Origin of the sequence: Sphingomonas sp. Leaf28 (assembly GCF_001421685.1) — a bacterium.
Taxonomy (GTDB): domain Bacteria; phylum Pseudomonadota; class Alphaproteobacteria; order Sphingomonadales; family Sphingomonadaceae; genus Sphingomonas; species Sphingomonas aurantiaca.
Window position 1 is genome coordinate 213,806 of record NZ_LMKX01000008.1, and the last position, 16,063, is coordinate 229,868.

Here is a 16,063-nt window from a genome sequence, read left to right on the forward strand (position 1 = left end):
CGGCCAAGCCCTCCCCCGACCCCTCCGCGAGCGGAAGGGGAGAGGTTAGAAGCTGGACTCGTCGTACACCTTCGAGACGTCGCCGCCCCAGACGCCGTGATACTTGTCGAGCAGCACTTCCGCCGGCACCTTGCCGCTGCGGACGATCTCGCGCAGCGGATCGAGGAAGCCCGTTTCGTTGTCGCCCGCGCGGTTGAACCGCGCGCGCGCCGACAGCCCTGCGCCGGCGATGTCGAGCACCTGCCCCGCGATATCGCGCAGCGTGCCCCCGCCCGCGATCGGCGCGTTCAGGCCGAGCTTCGGCACGCCGTCGCGCAAGGCCTGGCGCTCGTCGATCGTCCAGTCCTTGACCAGATCCCACGCCGCATCGAGCGCACCCTGGTCGTACAGCAACCCGACCCACAAGGCCGGCAGCGCGCAGATCCGGTTCCAAGGGCCCCCGTCCGCGCCACGCATTTCGAGGAACGTCTTCAGCCGCACCTCGGGGAAGGCGGTCGACAGATGATCGGTCCAGTCGTCGAGCGTCGGCTTCTCGCCCGGCAGTACCGACAATTCGCCCTTCAGGAAATCGCGGAAGGACAGCCCGGCGGCGTCGATATACTTGCCCTCGCGGTAGACGAAATACATCGGCACATCGAGCGCGTACTCGGCATAGCGCTCATAGCCGAAGCCATCCTCGAACACGAACGGCAGCATGCCGGTGCGATGCGGATCGGTGTCCGACCAGATATGGCTGCGATACGACAGCATGCCGTTGGGCTTGCCCTCGGTGAACGGCGAGTTCGCGAACAGCGCGGTCGCCAGCGGCTGGAGCGCCAACCCGACGCGGAATTTCTTCACCATGTCCGCCTCGGACGCGTAATCCAGGTTCACCTGGATCGTGCAGGTCCGCAGCATCATGTCGAGCCCCATGCTGCCGACGCGCGGCATGTGCCGCAGCATGATCGCATAGCGCCCCTTGGGCATGGTGGGCAGCTCGGCGCGCGTCTTGTCCGGCCACATGCCGAGCCCGAGGAAACCGATGCCCAGCTTGTCGCCCGCCGCCTTTACCTGTTCGAGGTGCCGCCCGGTCTCGGCGCAGGTCTCGTGCAGGCTATCGAGCGGTGCGCCCGACAGCTCGAACTGACCCGCAGGCTCCAGGCTGATGCTGCCGTCCGCGCCCGACATCGCGATCGCGTTCTGCGTACCATCGGGGCCGCCCTCCATGACCGGCTTCCAGCCATATTGCTCCAGCTCGCCGAGCAGCGCGCGGATGCCGCCCGCCTCGTCATAGGACGGCGCGTGATGGTCGCTATTCGCATAGACGAACTTCTCGTGCTCGGTGCCGATCCGCCATGCGTCCTTGGGCTTTTCGCCGGCTGCGAAGCTGGCGATCAACTGGTCGCGCGACTCGATCATCGGGCTGGTCTTTTTCGGAGCGGGTATCGTCGTCATTGCCGCGCCTTACGCGGCGATGAACGAGCCCGCTAGGGGGGATTCGGACCAATCGGTAGGGTATTGCGCCCCGGCCTAGTTATCCGCGCCAATCGCCCGCCGCCGCCATCCACAGCGCGATGGCCGCGCCCGCTGCGGTTTCCGCCCGCAGGATGCGAGGGCCCAGCCCGATCCCGACCGCGTGCGGGTGCGCGCGGATCGCCTCGCGTTCGTCGGTATCGAAGCCGCCCTCCGGCCCGATCAGGATCGCCGCCGGCCCCGGTCGCGCGCGCATCGCCTCCAGCGCGGGCACGCCGCCGGTCTCGTCGGCGAAGAACAGCGCGCGATTCTCGGGCCAGTCGCGGAGCAGCGCGGCAAGCTTCACCGGCTCGGTCACCTCGGGCAGCGCGGTGCGCCCGCATTGCTCGGCCGCCTCGATCATCTGCGTGCGCAGCCGCTCGGTATTGGGCTTGTCAACGATCGTCCGCCGCGTGACGACGGGTTGCAGCCGCGCGACGCCGAGCTCGCACGCCTTCTCCGCCATCCAGTCGACGCGGCCCTTCTTCAGCGGCGCGGCGCACAACCACAGATCGGGCACGTCCTCGCGCGGTCGCAGCAGGTCGGTGACGTCGAGCACCAGATCACGCTTGCCGACGCTCGCCGCGACGCCGAGCCACTCGCCGGTGCGGTCGTCGAACAGCTTCACCGGATCGCCGATCTTCATCCGCATCACCCCGACGAGATAATGCGCGGCGGGGCCATCGACGGGAAGCGGACCGATCGCGAGCGGGGTATCGACGAAGAGGCGCGGCGTGGACTGCGGCGGCCAAGCTGGGGTTGCGGGCATCGCAGTGCCCTAGCAAATCCGCACCGGCACGGGGAGGGGCCGCAATGGTGACGCTCGTGCCGCAAAAGTTCGCGTCTCAATCCTCCCCCCTGGTGGGGGAGGATCACGAACGGCGGCTATCTGGATTTGCCGGGCGCGAGGCGTGGGCAGCGCAGATGGAGGAGGGGACGATGGCCGGTCGTCACCGTCCAACGCGCGAGCCCATGGTTCCCGGCAAGCGCGGTTCACCTCAAACTCCGTCATCCTGACGAAAGTCAGGATCCAGAGCCATGAGCGCGCCGTCCGTTACTCTGGATCCTGACTTTCGTCAGGATGGCGGGCGAGTGAGTTTCGAGCGGATCCTACTCTAGATCAGCCAATTAGCGGGCGGTGCGTAATGATCGGCCACCAGGGATCGGCCCTAGACGGCCTTATCTACCGAGAGCGACACCTCAGCGCCCCCGCCGCGCCCACTTCTTCCGCGCCACCACCCAAGCCAGCACCGCCGCGATAACGCCAAGGATCAGCACCCCCGCAACCGCGCCGGCGACGCGAAAGATTCCCCAGAACAACGCCTCGACGAAGCGGCCGACCGCGACCGACAGGCCGATCATGTGAGAGGGTCCGAACGCGCCACTCCCTCGACCCTACCCGGCAAAGGCTTGCGCGCCAAACGCCGTCTTCCTACGCCTCCGCCATGCAGACCCAGCCCGCGCCCATGGAAATCGTCCCCGACAGCGAACACCGAGGGCTGGTCGGCCGCCTCCCGCCAACGCTCCGCGGCCTCGCACTGCTCGCGCGCTTCGATCGGCCGATCGGCTGGTGGCTGCTGTTCTGGCCCGGCGCCTGGGGCGTCGCGCTCGCCGGCGGCGCGGTGCAGCGTTGGGACCTCATTCTCTGGCTCCTCCTCGGCAGCATCGCGATGCGCGGCGCGGGCTGCGTGTTCAACGACATCGTCGATCGCGACCTCGACGCGCAGGTCGCGCGCACGCGGGCCCGGCCGATCCCCAGCGGGCTCGTCTCGATCAAGCTCGCCTGGATCTGGCTCGTCCTGCTCTGCCTGATCGGGTTCGCCGTCCTGCTGCAACTCACCTTCTTCGCCGCGATCGTCGCGCTCGCCAGCCTCGCCCCCGTCGCCGCCTATCCGTTCATGAAGCGCATCACCTGGTGGCCGCAGGCCTGGCTCGGCATCGTCTTCTCCTGGGCGTTGCTGGTCGGGTGGGGCGATATCGCAGGGTCGCTCGATACGCCGATGTGGCTGCTCTACGCGGGCGCGATCGCCTGGGTGATCGGCTACGACACGATCTACGCACTGCAGGACCGCGAGGACGACGCGATGATCGGCATCCGCTCGTCGGCGCTCCGCATGGGCAGCCATGTGAAGGCCGGCGTCGGGATCTTCTACATCGCCGCGGTCGCGTTCTGGGCCGCAGCGTTCTGGACCGTCCGTCCCGATCCGCTCGCGATCGCCGCGCTCGTCCCCGTCGCGCTCCACCTCGGCTGGCAGGTCGTCACGCTCAAACCCGACACGCAGGAGGGCGCCGGCACCGCCGCACTCGCGCGTTTCCGCGCGAACCGGTTCGCCGGACTGCTCATGTTCCTCGCCTGCGTGGTTGTCGGCACGACGCTGCATCCTTAAGTCGCTGATATGCTGACTCCAGACCAAGCCCGCGACCGCGCCCTCGATATCGTCCAGCGCGCCAAGGCCGCCGGTGCCGACGCCGCCGATGCGGTCTTCGCCGCCGACGCCGCGCTCGACGTGTCGATCCGCCTCGGCAAGCTCGAGGATATCGGCCGTTCCGAGAGCGAGGATCTCGGCCTGCGCGTGTTCGTCGGCCAGCGCTCCGCGAGCGTCTCCACCTCCGACCTGTCGACCACCGCGATGGACGCGCTCGTCGAACGCGCGGTCGCGATGGCGCGTGAGGCACCCGAAGATCCCTGGGCAGGGCTCGCCCCCGCCGACCGCCTGCTCCACGGCATCACCCCAATGCTCGGCCTCGACGACGGCGGCGAAGTCAGCCCCGAGCAGCTCCGCGACGCAGCCCTCGAAGCCGAAGACGCCGCCCGCGCCGTCGCCGGCGTCTCGAACAGCGAAGGCGGCGGCGCCAGCGCGTCGCGCAGCGTTTGGGCGCTCGCCACCAGCCACGGGTTCGCCGGCGCCTATGCCGCGACCGGCTATGGCGTGTCGGCCAGCGTGCTCGCCGGCGAAGGCAGCGCCATGCAACGCGATTACGCGCACAGCAGCGCCCGTCTACGCGCGCATCTCGAATCGCCCGAAGCGATCGGCCGCCGCGCGGGCGAGCAGGCCGTCGCCCGCCTCAACCCCGGCCGCCTCGTCAGCGGTCCGACCACGATCGTCTACGACCGCCGTGTCGGTGGGTCGCTGATCGGTCACATGCTCGGCGCGATCTCGGGTCAGGCGATCACGCGCAAGACCAGCTTCCTGCTTGATTCGCTTGGCAGCCAGGTGTTCGCGCACGGCATCACGATCCGCGACGATCCGCACCGCCCGCACGGCCTGCGCTCCCGTCCGTTCGATGGCGAGGGCCTGCCCGTCTCGCCGAGCGAGATCATCGAGGACGGCATGCTCGAACGCTGGCTGCTCGATTCGGCCTCGGCGCGCCAGCTTGGCCTCGAGCCGACCGGCCACGCCGCGCGCGGTATCGGCGGCGGCCCCGGCGTGTCGACCAGCAACGTGTTCATGGAGCCGGGTCACGTTCCGCTCGAAACGCTGATCGCCGACATCGAAACGGGCGTCTACGTCACCGAACTGATGGGCGGCGGCGCGAACGGCGTGACCGGCGACTATAGCCGCGGCGCGGCCGGCTTCCGCATCGAGAATGGCCAGATCACCACGCCCGTCGCGGAGTTCACGATCGCCGGCAACGTGAAGGACATGTTCCTCGCGATGACCCCCGCCAACGACCTCGAATTCCGCTACGGCGTCAACGTACCGAGCTTGCGCGTGGAGGGCATGACGGTGGCGAGTGGCTGAGCGCTACCGCGGTCCGCCGCGGTCTCCGGCATGGCTCAGCGCGATGGCCGACGCGGTCGCGGGGATCGCGCAGGAGGCCGGTGCGATGGCGCTCGACCGCTTCGACACCGACTTCCAGCGCTGGGAGAAGACACCCGGCAGCCCGGTCTGCGAACTCGACATCGCGATCGACCGGATGCTCAAGGCGCGGCTGTCGACGCTGCTCCCCGAGGCGGGCTGGCTCTCCGAGGAAACCGCCGACAATGCCGACCGCCTCGCGCACGACCTGCTCTGGGTGGTCGACCCGATCGACGGCACCCGCGACTATATCCGCGCACGGCCCGGCTGGTGTGTCTCGATCGCGCTGGTCGACCGCGGCCGCCCGGTGATCGGGATCCTCGAAGCGCCCTCGCGCGACGAACGCTGGCACGCGGTCGCAGGGCAGGGCGCGACCCGCAACGGCGTGCGCCTCCAGACCGGCACCCGCACCGACTTCCCCGGCAGCCGCACACCCACCGACGCGCTCCCCAAGGCCGACCGCGACCTCGTCATGGTCCACAAACCCAACTCGATCGCGCTGCGCATCGCCATGGTCGCCGCCGACGAAGCCGACCTCGTCGCGACGCTTCGCTGGGGCAACGAATGGGACATCGCCGCGGCGGTTCTGGTCGCGAGCGAAGCGGGCGCCGCGGTCAGCGATGCACTCGCCGCGCCGCTGGTGTTCAACAAGCCCCGGCCACAGGCATTCGGCGTGCTGGCCTCGGCACCCGGCATACACGCCGCGGCGATCGAGCGCCTCGCCGACCGGGCACGCGCGATCGGCGGTTAGCGGCTTGCCGTCACCCGCGTTTCCGGGGCCGTCAAATCGAGAACCTGAAGCGCAGCGGGGCCGCCTCGTCTGCTGATCAGGCTGCCTACGGGCACCTGATAGGTGCCGCGCAGCGAGAACCGCTCAATCCTGTAGACACCGTTGCCGCGATCCGGGCCGGGACTTCCCGTATATCGGCGTTCGGATACCTGCTTGACGAGATAGTTTGCCCAGCCCGTCGATCGCGATCCGCGCAGGATTTCGGCGTCGTCGGTCTTGCCATCAGGCTTGATCCAAAACCCGATATCGACCCATTGCATAGGATCCAGATCTGACGATCTGGCCGGTACCGGATCAACGGAACCGAATTTGGCGGCGTCTTCCCTTGCGCTCGCCTGTGCGCTGGGCTCGTAGGGCGGCGACCAGATGAGGATCGGCCGGGCCGAGGTTTCATGGCCTATGTCGCGTACCAGGCGGTCGACCGCTGCGTCGTCCGCCCGCTTTGCAGCCAGCCGCAACCGCACCACCTGCAACACGGATCGAAGCGAGGGATCGGCCGCGGCCGGTCTCGCCTCGGCTTCGGCCAGGAGTCGCGTTGCCCCCGCGGGATCGCGGCGCGCATTGGCCAAGCCGACACGTCGCAGGGTTGCCAACATCGCCAGCGTCGCATCGCCGCTTGCCAGCGCCTGCCGCTCGACCGCGCGATAGGAGCTTTCCGCGGCGCGTCCGTTTCCCAGGGAAACCCACATGTCGCCCGTTGCGAACGCGGCGGCCGTCACCGCGGGATCGTTGGGCGGCAGATTGTCACGCAGCGTTCTCACCTGGCCGCCTACAGCTTTTTTGAAGACGTCCATCTCGCCATCGTGCAGCGAAACAGTGGCATAGGCTTCGTACAGCGCCGCGACAGGCTTGGGCGCGGCCGCGGCATTATCCTTGTTCCGCGCGACGGCGGCGGCAAGCGTATACCGGGCTTTCTGGTACGCACCTTGCCGGAATTGCTGCTCAGCAAACGCGATCGAGACCTGCGCATCGCGAAGCGGCGGACACCCCTGCTCGACGCACGACTCATACGCCTCGGCGAGACGTTTGCCGGAAACGACGATGTCCGGAGTGGCCGCCTGCATCGTCAGCACAAAAAGCAACGCGATCATGGTTCAGCCTCCGAATCGATCGACCATCATCCTGCAGTATTCGGATCGACCGCGGAAGTTCAAAGTCTCATCGGCATTGGTTGCAATCTGGCCGACGGAACGGCGCTACTGCGCGCTGTCGTCCTTGTACTTCATCTCCAGGAACCGCCCGCGGGTCGACAAATTGTCGAGGTCGTTTTGTGCAAGACGCGCGGTCATTTCGCCGATTTCCTGTTCGATCAGCTTGAGCCCGTCGACCAGTTCCGCGTCGGGCGTGCGGCCGTTGCGTGGGGTGGTGCGCAGCGACGCCGGGACCTTCTCGTAATCCTTGACGAAGGCGGGGAGTTGCTCGCCGATCAGCTTCCGGACGTCGACCGCCTCTTGCGTGTTCGCGTCGAGCGTCGCGAGCTGCGGCGTCAGCGTTTCGAGGCGCAGGCCGATCCGGTCGACCAGCGTCATCGCCGGCGCGGGGAGGGCAGGGCGTTGCGCCTCGAGCCAGCGTTCGGTCTGCGCGGGGAGCGCGCGGATGTCGACCGCGGCGAGCCGCTCGGGGGTCGGCGCGCGCTCGGCCGGCCACACCGCGAAGAGCACGGTGGCGGCAACCAGCAACGCCATCACCAGCATCGCACCGCCGATCCCGAGCGGGACGATCCAGCCGATCACCATCGCCGCGATCAGGATCGCGACGTCGGCAATCGCGATCCGCGTCAGCCGCTTGCCGATGGCCTGCGTCTGTCTTGCCCGTCCTCGCGACGGCACGCGCCCGATCACCGTGCCCGTCCGGTCGTCCGAGATCCGCGACCAGGAGGCGCGGGCGCTCGCGATGGCGTCGTCGACTTCGCTCACAGCAGTTACATCGCCTCCAGCTTGAACGCAGACGGCGACGGTCCGCCCAACTGCCCCTGCGTCGCGCCCTCAGCGCGCGCGATATACCCACGCGACTTGTCGACCTCGTTCGACAGCGCGCCGACGGTGGTCTTCATGCTGTCGAGCGCCTTCAGCTTGAACACGTCGATCGCGTCCATCGTGTCGTAGATGTTCTGGAACGCGCGTTGCAGCGTCTCGAGCGGGATCGTCGCCGACGCCGCCTGCTCATGGATCTGTGCGGTCTGCGACTTGAGCAGTTTGCCGGTCGAATCGATGATGTTCGCGGTCGTCGTGTTGAGCGCGGTGATCTGTTCGAGCACCAGCTTCTGGTTGGTCAGCGCCTGCGCGACCGTCACCGCGGTGCGCAGCGCGGACACGGTCGTGGTCGAGGCGCGATCGACGCCCTTCACCAGCTCGACATTGTTCTTCTTGACCAGATCGAGCGCGAGATAGCCCTGCACGGTGACCGCCATCTGAGTCAGCAGATCCTGCGTGCGCTGGCGCGTATAGAACAGCGCGATCTCGCGGATCGCCTTGGCCTTGGCGGGATCGGTGTGATCGAGCTCGTTCGCGACGTCCTCGAGCTTTGCGTCCATCGTCTTCGACAAATGGATCATCTGCTCGAGCCGCCCCATCGCGCCCCACAGGTTCGCGCGCTCGGTGTCGATCGCGGCGTTGTCCATCAGCAGTTCGTCCTTGCCCGAACCGAGGCTTTTCAGGATCTGCGCGATGTGAGTCTGCGACGATTTATAGCCGTCGAAATAATTGCGCATCTTGCCACCGAACGGGATGATCCCGAACAGCTTCTGCGGCGCGGTGAGATTGCCCTTCTTGCCCGGATCGAGATCCTCGACGACGCGGCGCAGCTCGGCCAGGTCCTTGCCGACGCCGGTTTCCTGATCCATCGCCTTGACCGGGCGATCGAGGAACCGGTTCGACTGGCCCGCCGCCTCGCGGATTTCCTTCGCCCCCATCGCGGTGATCGCATCGACGCGCTTGCCGAACTCGGGGCTGTTGACGTCCTGCGCGACCAGATCGGTGACGAACCCCGACACGCGCTCGTCGAGCTGCGACTTCACCCCGGCATCGACGGGCACCAGCCCGGCGGCCTTGGCGGCCGCGACGGTCGGCACCGGATCGGGCGGCGTCAGTACCAGGCTTGGCTCAGTCAGCGTTTCCGGGGTCGTGGCCATGAAGTGTCTCCGTTCGGTAGCGCATGGTGGCTGCAACCCGCGCCGCGTTCAAGTGGCGTATATAGATAATACACCCGGCTTGCCAACCGCTGCGTGGAACTCGGGGGGAACCGGGAGGGGGTGTCGGCGGCTTTGTCCCCATATTCCAGGAGACACAGCATGCGCGCCATCGGCTACACCCAATCGCTCCCGATCGACGATCCGCAGTCGCTCGTCGATCTCGACCTCCCCAAGCCGGAGGCGACCGGCCGCGACCTGCTCGTCGAAGTGAAGGCGGTGTCGGTGAACCCGGTCGACACCAAGATCCGCCAGCGCCGCGCCGATCCCGACGGCACGCCGCAGGTGCTCGGCTGGGACGCCGCCGGGACCGTCGTCGCGGTCGGCGATACGGTGACGGGGTTCGCGGTCGGCGATGCCGTCTTCTATGCCGGCGCGATCGACCGGCCGGGGACGAACGCCGAATATCACCTCGTCGACGACCGCATCGTCGGCCACAAGCCGGAGTCGCTCGACTGGGCGCAGGCGGCGGCTATGCCGTTGACGTCGATCACCGCGTGGGAAACGCTGTTCGATCGGCTCGACGTGCGCAAGCCGGTGCCCGGTGCGGCGACCGCGATCCTGATCATCGGCGGCGCGGGCGGAGTCGGCTCGATCGCGATCCAGCTCGCGCGGCAACTCACCGACCTGACCGTGATCGCCACCGCCTCGCGCGACGAGACGCGGGGCTGGGTCGAGGATCTCGGCGCGCATCACGTGATCGATCACCGCAAGCCGCTCGCCGACCAGGTCGAGGCGCTCGGGCTCGGCGCGCCGGGCTTCGTCTTCTCGACGACGCATACCGACGAGCATGTCGCCGAGATCGCGACGCTGATCGCACCGCAGGGCCGGCTCGCGCTGATCGACGATCCCGAGACGCTCGATATCAGCCCGCTCAAGCAGAAGTCGATCTCGGTCCATTGGGAGCTGATGTACACGCGCTCACTGTTCCAGACCGCGGACATGGCCGAGCAGGGCCGCATCCTCGACGAGATCGCGCGGCTGGTGGATGCGGGGACGGTGCGGACGACGCTGGCGGAGAATTTCGGGCGGATCGACGCGGCGAACCTGCGCAAGGCGCATGCGCGGATCGAGAGCCACACCGCCAAGGGCAAGATCGTGCTCGAGGGGTTCTGAGTTCTCGCGGAGCACGCCCCCCACCAAGCACCACCCCGGCGGAGGCCGGGGTCCAGTTGGGGGACGCTGCTAACGGATGGCAGCCCGTCATCATTGCCACCTTTCCACCTGGGCCCCGGCCTCCGCCGGGGTGGGGCGTAAGTGGGCTTGCCGATCGCCACTACCTCACGATCCTCCCCCGCAAGGGGGAGGTGGCAGGCGCAGCCTGACGGAGGGGGCGGTAAGCGACTACGCCTGTTGCGTGTCCTCCCCCTCCGTCACCTTCGGCGACACCTCCCCCTTGCGGGGGAGGACCGTGATATCCGCTCTGGCGCTCTCGCCAGCACGCTATACGCTGCCCGTCATGATCCGCCCGCTGATCCTCGCGCTCGCGCTCCTCCCCGCGGCCGCCACGAATCGCCCGCCGCCCGCCGACCCGCTCACCGCGACGATCCACACCGAAGACGCCGACCGCTTCGCCGCGCCCTTCGCCAGGACCAAGGGCAAGCCGACCGCCACACAACTCAAACGCGACTATCTCGACAAGGGCAGTGTCGCGATCGGCGTCTTCACCCCCGGCCGGATCGGCGACGCCGACACGCTCGCGCGCGCGATCGCCGCCAACCCCACCCGCTATGCGCAGGCGATCAAGACCTGTCTCCCCGCCGCCAAGGCCGCCACCGGCGATCTCCGATCGATCTATCTCGGTCTCCACGGCGCGCTCCCCGACGCGAAACTCCCGCAAGTCTATATCGTCTTCGGCGCGAACACCTCGGGCGGCACCGCCAAGCCCGGCGCACAGGTGCTCGGCCTCGAAGTGCTCTGCCGCATCTCCCCGACGCCCGATAAACTCCGCCAGACGCTCCGCCATTTCTTCGCGCACGAGACGGTCCACGCGATCCAGGAGGATGCCGGCATGACGCTCGCCCGCGATCCCTTGCTCACCGCGATCCTCGTCGAGGGCGCGGCGGACTTCATCGCGCAACTCGTCACCGGCGAGGAACCCGACGCCGCCCGCGCCGCCTGGGCCGCACCCCGCGAGGCGGACCTCTGGCGCCAGATGCAGGCCGACATCGCGCTCACCCGCAGCCTGACCGACAAGGACAACCCGGACGAGGGCTCACCCCAGGCCAAGGCCTATGCCCGCTGGATTGGCAACTACTCCACCCCGCCCGCCGGCTGGCCGCCCGAGCTCGGCTATTGGATGGGACTGCGAATCTGGCAACGTTATTACGCCGCCGCGCCCGACAAGCACGCCGCGCTAAGGGCGATGCTGGCGGTCCGCGATCCGCGTGCCATTCTCGCCGCCGGAGCCTATAAGCGTCGAGCCCCGTCATCCTGACGAAAGTCAGGACCCAGGGTAACTAGCGCTGCCTTCCATGCCTCTGGGTCCTGACTTTCGTCAGGATGACGGCAGGGGTGGTGAGTCCCCGAACCCGCCCGGTCTTCCCGCGGCGCAACAATTACGCTATGGCGCGCGCCAACCCCGTTCCTCGTTTCAAGAGAATACATTCATGAGCCTCCGCAACGTGGCGATCATTGCGCACGTCGATCACGGCAAGACGACGCTGGTCGACCAGCTCTTCCGCCAGTCCGGCACCTTCCGCGACAACCAGCGCGTCGAAGAGCGCGCAATGGATTCGAACGACCTCGAAAAGGAGCGTGGCATCACCATTCTCGCCAAGCCGACCTCGGTCGACTGGACGCCCCCGGGCGAGAGCGAGAGCATCCGCATCAACATCGTCGACACGCCCGGCCACGCCGATTTCGGCGGCGAAGTCGAGCGCATCCTGTCGATGGTCGACGGCGTCGTCCTGCTGGTCGATTCGTCGGAAGGCGCGATGCCGCAGACCAAGTTCGTCACCGGCAAGGCGCTGGCACTCGGCCTCAAGCCGATCGTCGTCGTCAACAAGGTCGACCGTAACGACGCGCGCATCCAGGAAGTGCTCGACGAGGTGTTCGATCTGTTCGTGTCGCTCGACGCGAACGACGACCAGCTCGATTTCCCCGTGCTCTACGCCTCGGGTCGCAACGGCTATGCATCGACCGACATGGACGCGCGCGAAGGCACGCTGATCCCGATGTTCGAGACGATCGTGAAGCACGTGCCGCCGCCCAAGGTCGAAGTCGCTGGCGTGCCGTTCACCTTCCTCGTGACGCTGCTCGACCGCGATCCGTTCCTCGGCCGCGTCCTCACCGGTCGCGTCAACTCGGGTACCGTGAAGACCAACCAGGCGATCCACGCGCTCGATAACGACGGCAAGATCATCGAGACGGGTCGTGCGTCGAAGATCATGTCGTTCCGTGGCCTCGACCGCGTGCCGGTCGACGAAGCCAAGGCCGGCGACATCATCTCGCTCGCAGGGCTTTCGGTTGCGACCGTGGCCGACACGATCTCCGACATCACGGTGACCGAGCCGCTGCACGCGCAGCCGATCGATCCCCCCACGCTGTCGATGCGTTTTGCCGTGAACGATTCGCCGATGGCGGGCCGCGAGGGCACCAAGGTGACGTCGCGCATGATCCGCGAGCGCCTGTTCCGCGAAGCCGAGTCGAACGTCGCCGTGAAGGTGACCGAGGCGGCCGACAAGGACAGCTTCGAAGTCGCCGGCCGCGGCGAGCTTCAGCTGGGCGTGCTGATCGAGACGATGCGCCGCGAAGGCTTCGAGCTCGGCATCTCGCGTCCGCGCGTGCTGTTCGGCGAGGACGAGGACGGCAAGAAGACCGAGCCGTACGAGACCGTCATCATCGACGTCGACGAGGAGCATTCGGGCACCGTCGTCGAGAAGATGAACATCCGTAAGGCCGAGATGACCGACATGCGTCCGTCGACCGGTGGCAAGACGCGCATCACCTTCTCGGCGCCGTCGCGCGGGATGATCGGCTATCACGGTGAATTCCTGTCCGACACGCGCGGCACGGGCATCATGAACCGGCTGTTCGAGAAATATGGTCCGCACAAGGGCCAGATCGAAGGCCGCAAGAACGGCGTGCTGATCTCGAACGGGTCGGGCGAAGCGAACAACTATGCGCTGGGTCCGCTCGAAGAGCGCGGCATCCTGTTCGTGGGCCATGGCGAGGCACTCTATGAGGGCATGATCGTCGGCGAGAACGCGAAGCCGGACGACCTCGAGGTCAACCCGATGAAGACCAAGGCGCTGACCAACTTCCGCGCCTCGGGCGGCAAGGATGACCAGGTCCGCCTGTCCCCGCCGAAGCGTGCGACGCTGGAGCAGGCGATCGCGTATATCGACGACGACGAGATGGTCGAAGTCACGCCGAAGTCGATCCGTCTGCGCAAGCGCTTCCTCGATGCGAACGAGCGCAAGCGGGCGAGCCGCGCTAAGCAAAGCGCGTAAGCCCGGCACGGCGAAGCCGGCCAGGCTTACAAGCTCGGCCGGCCTCGCTCAGGCGAGGTCCGACGACGCGGCTTCGCCGCGGCGCGCCGGCTCAGAAATGCAGAAAGGCCGGGGGGAAACCTCCGGCCTTTTTGTTTGGGCTCGAAAGCCCGAAGGTCGCGTCACTACGCCCGAAGCCTCCGAGGCGTCAGTACCCGATCCGTTATAATGACCTCCCTCTGCCCCTCCCCGGCGAAGGCCGGGGTCCAGGTGGAAAGGTCGCAGTAACGGCGCGCCGCCCTTCGTCAGCGACGTCACCCAACTGGACCCCGGCCTGCGCCGGGGAAGGGCTGCCTCAAGGATATGATTGCGCTGGCAAGATCGTCTCCCACCGGGAGAGAGGCGGTAAAAGGTGAGGGTAGGGTAAGGCGAGCGCGTATACCCCACCCCCTCAAGCAGCAGTAATCCGCCCGCCGCGCTCCAGCATCTCGCCACTCGTCACGATCACCCGATCCCCAAGCTTCACCTGCCCGAAGATCAGCTTGGCAAACGCGGTCGGCACGCCGACGCAGCCATGCGTCGCATATTTCCCGTCCATCAGCGCGCTGCCATGGATCGAGACACCGTCGTTGGTCAGCCGCAGCATGTACGGCATCGGCGCGCCGTACAGGTTCGACACGTGATGCGCGTCCTTCTGCGTGATCGTGAACACGCCGAGCGGCGTCGGCTTCTCGTCCGCGCCGTAGATCACCGCCGCCGTCCCGATCTCATAGCCCGCGCGAAAGATCGACAGCGTCTGCGCGACGAGGTCGACGGTGATCACGATCGGCCCCTCGGGGACGCCTTCGGTATCCCAGTAATAGGCCCCGTGGCGTAGCGGCTCGGGCACATCCAGCACGCGCTTGACGACATAGCCGTCAGCAGGGGCGGCCGCGACGACGTCGGGCGCAGGCTTCGGCGGCAGCGCGCGCACCGGCGCCGCGACCTGCGCCCTGGCAGCGCGTACCGGCGCCTCCGCAGCACGCACCGTCACCGGCGACCCCGACAGGGCCAGTCCGCCGATCAGCACGGCACTGCTCGCCAGCACGGCAAAGGCGATCGCTCGCATCGTCATGGTCCTGCGCATCCCGCCTTCTATCCCTTATTCGTAAACGAAGCCCAGCGTCGCAGCTATACCGTGGGTTAACAGGCCGTTCCGACCCGGTTCAGGCCGAATCGCCTAAATCCTGAAACACGGTCGGACACTTATGCGTTTGTCCCAAGCGGACCGGGCGTAACTAGTAACGGAGTTCGAAAAGATGAACGGGTTTTTGAAGAAGGCAGGCTTGGGCGTTGCACTCGCAGCAACGGCGCTGACGGCGGCAGCACCCGCCGACGCACAGCGCTGGGGTCGCGGCGGTTACGGGCGCGGCTATGGCGGCGGCTGGCACGGCCATCGTGGCGGCGGCAACGCCGCCGGAGCCGCGGTGCTGGGCGGTATCCTTGGCCTCGGCGTCGGCGCAGCGATCGCCAGCAGCAACAACCGCAACCGCTATTATGATCGCGGCTATTACAATGGCGGCTATTACGCCCCGCCTGCGGTGAACTATTACGCGCCACCCGTGCAGACCTATTACCGCGAGGATTATCGTCCGCGGTGCTGGAACGAGTGGCGGGTCGATCCCTATTATGGCGATCGCGTCGCGGTACAGGTCTGCAGCTGACCCCTTGCAGAGCGAAAGACCGGCGTCGGGAGCAATCCCGGCGCCGCTTTTTTGTGGCGCGTCCCCGCCGGTTGCCGCTAGACGCGCGACCATGACCGACACGCCCAACACGCCCGAGACCGACACGCCGACCACCGCAGCGGGCGACACGCCCCCGGACCGCCTGTCGATCAATCACCGCAGCCCGTTCTTCAAGCAGGAGCTGCTCGAGCGCGGCATCGGCATCCGCTTCAAGGACGGCATCCGCCACGACGTCGAAGAATATTGCATCTCGGAAGGCTGGATCCGAGTCGCGCTCGGCAAGAAGGTCGATCGCAACGGCAACCCGCTAACGCTCAAGCTGGTCGGCCCGGTCGAGGCCTGGTTCGAGCGCCCCGCGGCAAGCGACGCCGACGAGGGCTGAGCCCGAATAGTTCGAGGCGTATCCCCGAACTACCTGTTTCCCCGCGAAGGCGGGGACCCAGACTGGGCTCCCGCCCTCGCGGGAGACCACCTGCGCGTGGACAGCACCTGAAATACAGCGGCGGGCCGCCCAGACCCGTCACCCCAGCGAAAGCTGGGGTATCCCCGTTGGCTGGCGTAGCGTCACGAACCGGGAGATCTCAGCTTCCGCTGGGACGACAGATGGGCCGACACGAAACCTATCCCGTCATCCTGGG

The 16,063-nt window shown here is 67.4% G+C and carries 15 protein-coding genes; 8 read left to right on the forward strand and 7 right to left on the reverse strand.

Features of this window, described 5'->3' with window-relative positions; translation table 11 throughout:
• Positions 1 to 45: 45 nt before the first annotated feature.
• The 3 genes from ASE79_RS11450 to ASE79_RS21425 all read right to left on the reverse strand — a co-directional run bounded on the left by ASE79_RS11450 (position 46) and on the right by ASE79_RS21425 (position 2,853).
• Entirely contained in the window at positions 46 to 1,434 is a 1,389-nt protein-coding gene (locus tag ASE79_RS11450) for a glutamate--cysteine ligase (protein ID WP_056416367.1), read from the reverse strand.
• 79 nt (positions 1,435 to 1,513) lie between these two features.
• Positions 1,514 to 2,260: a 16S rRNA (uracil(1498)-N(3))-methyltransferase gene (locus ASE79_RS11455; protein WP_056416370.1), complete on the reverse strand. Its 747-nt coding sequence runs from the start codon at positions 2,258 to 2,260 to the stop codon at positions 1,514 to 1,516.
• A 431-nt stretch (positions 2,261 to 2,691) separates the two neighbouring features.
• Positions 2,692 to 2,853 carry a hypothetical protein gene (locus ASE79_RS21425; protein ID WP_200910368.1) on the reverse strand — a complete coding sequence of 54 codons (162 nt, stop codon included), beginning with the start codon at positions 2,851 to 2,853 and terminating at the stop codon, positions 2,692 to 2,694.
• Positions 2,854 to 2,936: 83 nt separating this feature from the next.
• Between ASE79_RS21425 and ubiA the strand changes: the two genes are divergently transcribed.
• From ubiA to ASE79_RS11470, 3 genes are read left to right on the forward strand one after another with little or no spacing between them, the layout of a single operon-like run.
• Positions 2,937 to 3,878: a 4-hydroxybenzoate octaprenyltransferase gene (gene ubiA / locus ASE79_RS11460; protein ID WP_056416375.1), complete on the forward strand. Its 942-nt coding sequence runs from the start codon at positions 2,937 to 2,939 to the stop codon at positions 3,876 to 3,878.
• Positions 3,879 to 3,887: 9 nt separating this feature from the next.
• Positions 3,888 to 5,234 (forward strand): TldD/PmbA family protein, encoded by a 1,347-nt coding sequence (locus ASE79_RS11465; RefSeq protein WP_056416377.1) that lies wholly within the window; start codon positions 3,888 to 3,890, stop codon positions 5,232 to 5,234.
• A 43-nt stretch (positions 5,235 to 5,277) separates the two neighbouring features.
• Positions 5,278 to 6,042: a 3'(2'),5'-bisphosphate nucleotidase CysQ gene (locus tag ASE79_RS11470; protein ID WP_056416380.1), complete on the forward strand. Its 765-nt coding sequence runs from the start codon at positions 5,278 to 5,280 to the stop codon at positions 6,040 to 6,042.
• Here the strand turns inward: ASE79_RS11470 and ASE79_RS11475 are convergent.
• The 3 genes from ASE79_RS11475 to ASE79_RS11485 all read right to left on the reverse strand — a co-directional run bounded on the left by ASE79_RS11475 (position 6,039) and on the right by ASE79_RS11485 (position 9,211).
• Positions 6,039 to 7,172 (reverse strand): hypothetical protein, encoded by a 1,134-nt coding sequence (locus tag ASE79_RS11475; RefSeq protein WP_056416382.1) that lies wholly within the window; start codon positions 7,170 to 7,172, stop codon positions 6,039 to 6,041. The two genes, ASE79_RS11470 and ASE79_RS11475, sit on opposite strands and share 4 nt — an antisense overlap.
• Before the next feature lie 105 nt (positions 7,173 to 7,277).
• Positions 7,278 to 7,997, reverse strand: coding sequence for a hypothetical protein (locus tag ASE79_RS11480; protein WP_056416385.1), 720 nt, complete (start codon positions 7,995 to 7,997; stop codon positions 7,278 to 7,280).
• Positions 7,998 to 8,002: 5 nt separating this feature from the next.
• Positions 8,003 to 9,211, reverse strand: coding sequence for a toxic anion resistance protein (locus ASE79_RS11485; protein ID WP_056416388.1), 1,209 nt, complete (start codon positions 9,209 to 9,211; stop codon positions 8,003 to 8,005).
• Positions 9,212 to 9,370: 159 nt separating this feature from the next.
• On the opposite strand from ASE79_RS11485, the gene ASE79_RS11490 reads away from it, so the two are divergent.
• The 3 genes from ASE79_RS11490 (at position 9,371) to typA (ending at position 13,722) form a co-directional block, all read left to right on the forward strand.
• Positions 9,371 to 10,384, forward strand: coding sequence for a zinc-binding alcohol dehydrogenase family protein (locus tag ASE79_RS11490; protein ID WP_056416391.1), 1,014 nt, complete (start codon positions 9,371 to 9,373; stop codon positions 10,382 to 10,384).
• Positions 10,385 to 10,679: 295 nt separating this feature from the next.
• Complete coding sequence (locus tag ASE79_RS11495; protein ID WP_235516891.1) at positions 10,680 to 11,705, forward strand: hypothetical protein; 1,026 nt, start codon at positions 10,680 to 10,682, stop codon at positions 11,703 to 11,705.
• Between the two features lie 172 nt (positions 11,706 to 11,877).
• Entirely contained in the window at positions 11,878 to 13,722 is a 1,845-nt protein-coding gene (gene typA / locus ASE79_RS11500; RefSeq protein ID WP_056416397.1) for a translational GTPase TypA, read from the forward strand.
• A gap of 430 nt (positions 13,723 to 14,152) precedes the next feature.
• On the opposite strand, the gene ASE79_RS11505 is transcribed toward typA, so the two are convergent.
• The gene (locus tag ASE79_RS11505) at positions 14,153 to 14,809 is read right to left on the reverse strand and encodes a L,D-transpeptidase family protein (RefSeq protein ID WP_107958139.1); all 657 of its coding nucleotides are present in this window, start codon (positions 14,807 to 14,809) and stop codon (positions 14,153 to 14,155) included.
• Positions 14,810 to 14,999: 190 nt separating this feature from the next.
• Here ASE79_RS11505 and ASE79_RS11510 point away from each other — a divergent pair, with 190 nt between their 5' ends.
• Both ASE79_RS11510 and ASE79_RS11515 read left to right on the forward strand, forming a co-directional pair.
• Positions 15,000 to 15,404, forward strand: coding sequence for a hypothetical protein (locus ASE79_RS11510; protein WP_056416400.1), 405 nt, complete (start codon positions 15,000 to 15,002; stop codon positions 15,402 to 15,404).
• A gap of 91 nt (positions 15,405 to 15,495) precedes the next feature.
• Entirely contained in the window at positions 15,496 to 15,807 is a 312-nt protein-coding gene (locus ASE79_RS11515; RefSeq protein ID WP_056416404.1) for a DUF3297 family protein, read from the forward strand.
• Positions 15,808 to 16,063: the final 256 nt, after the last annotated feature.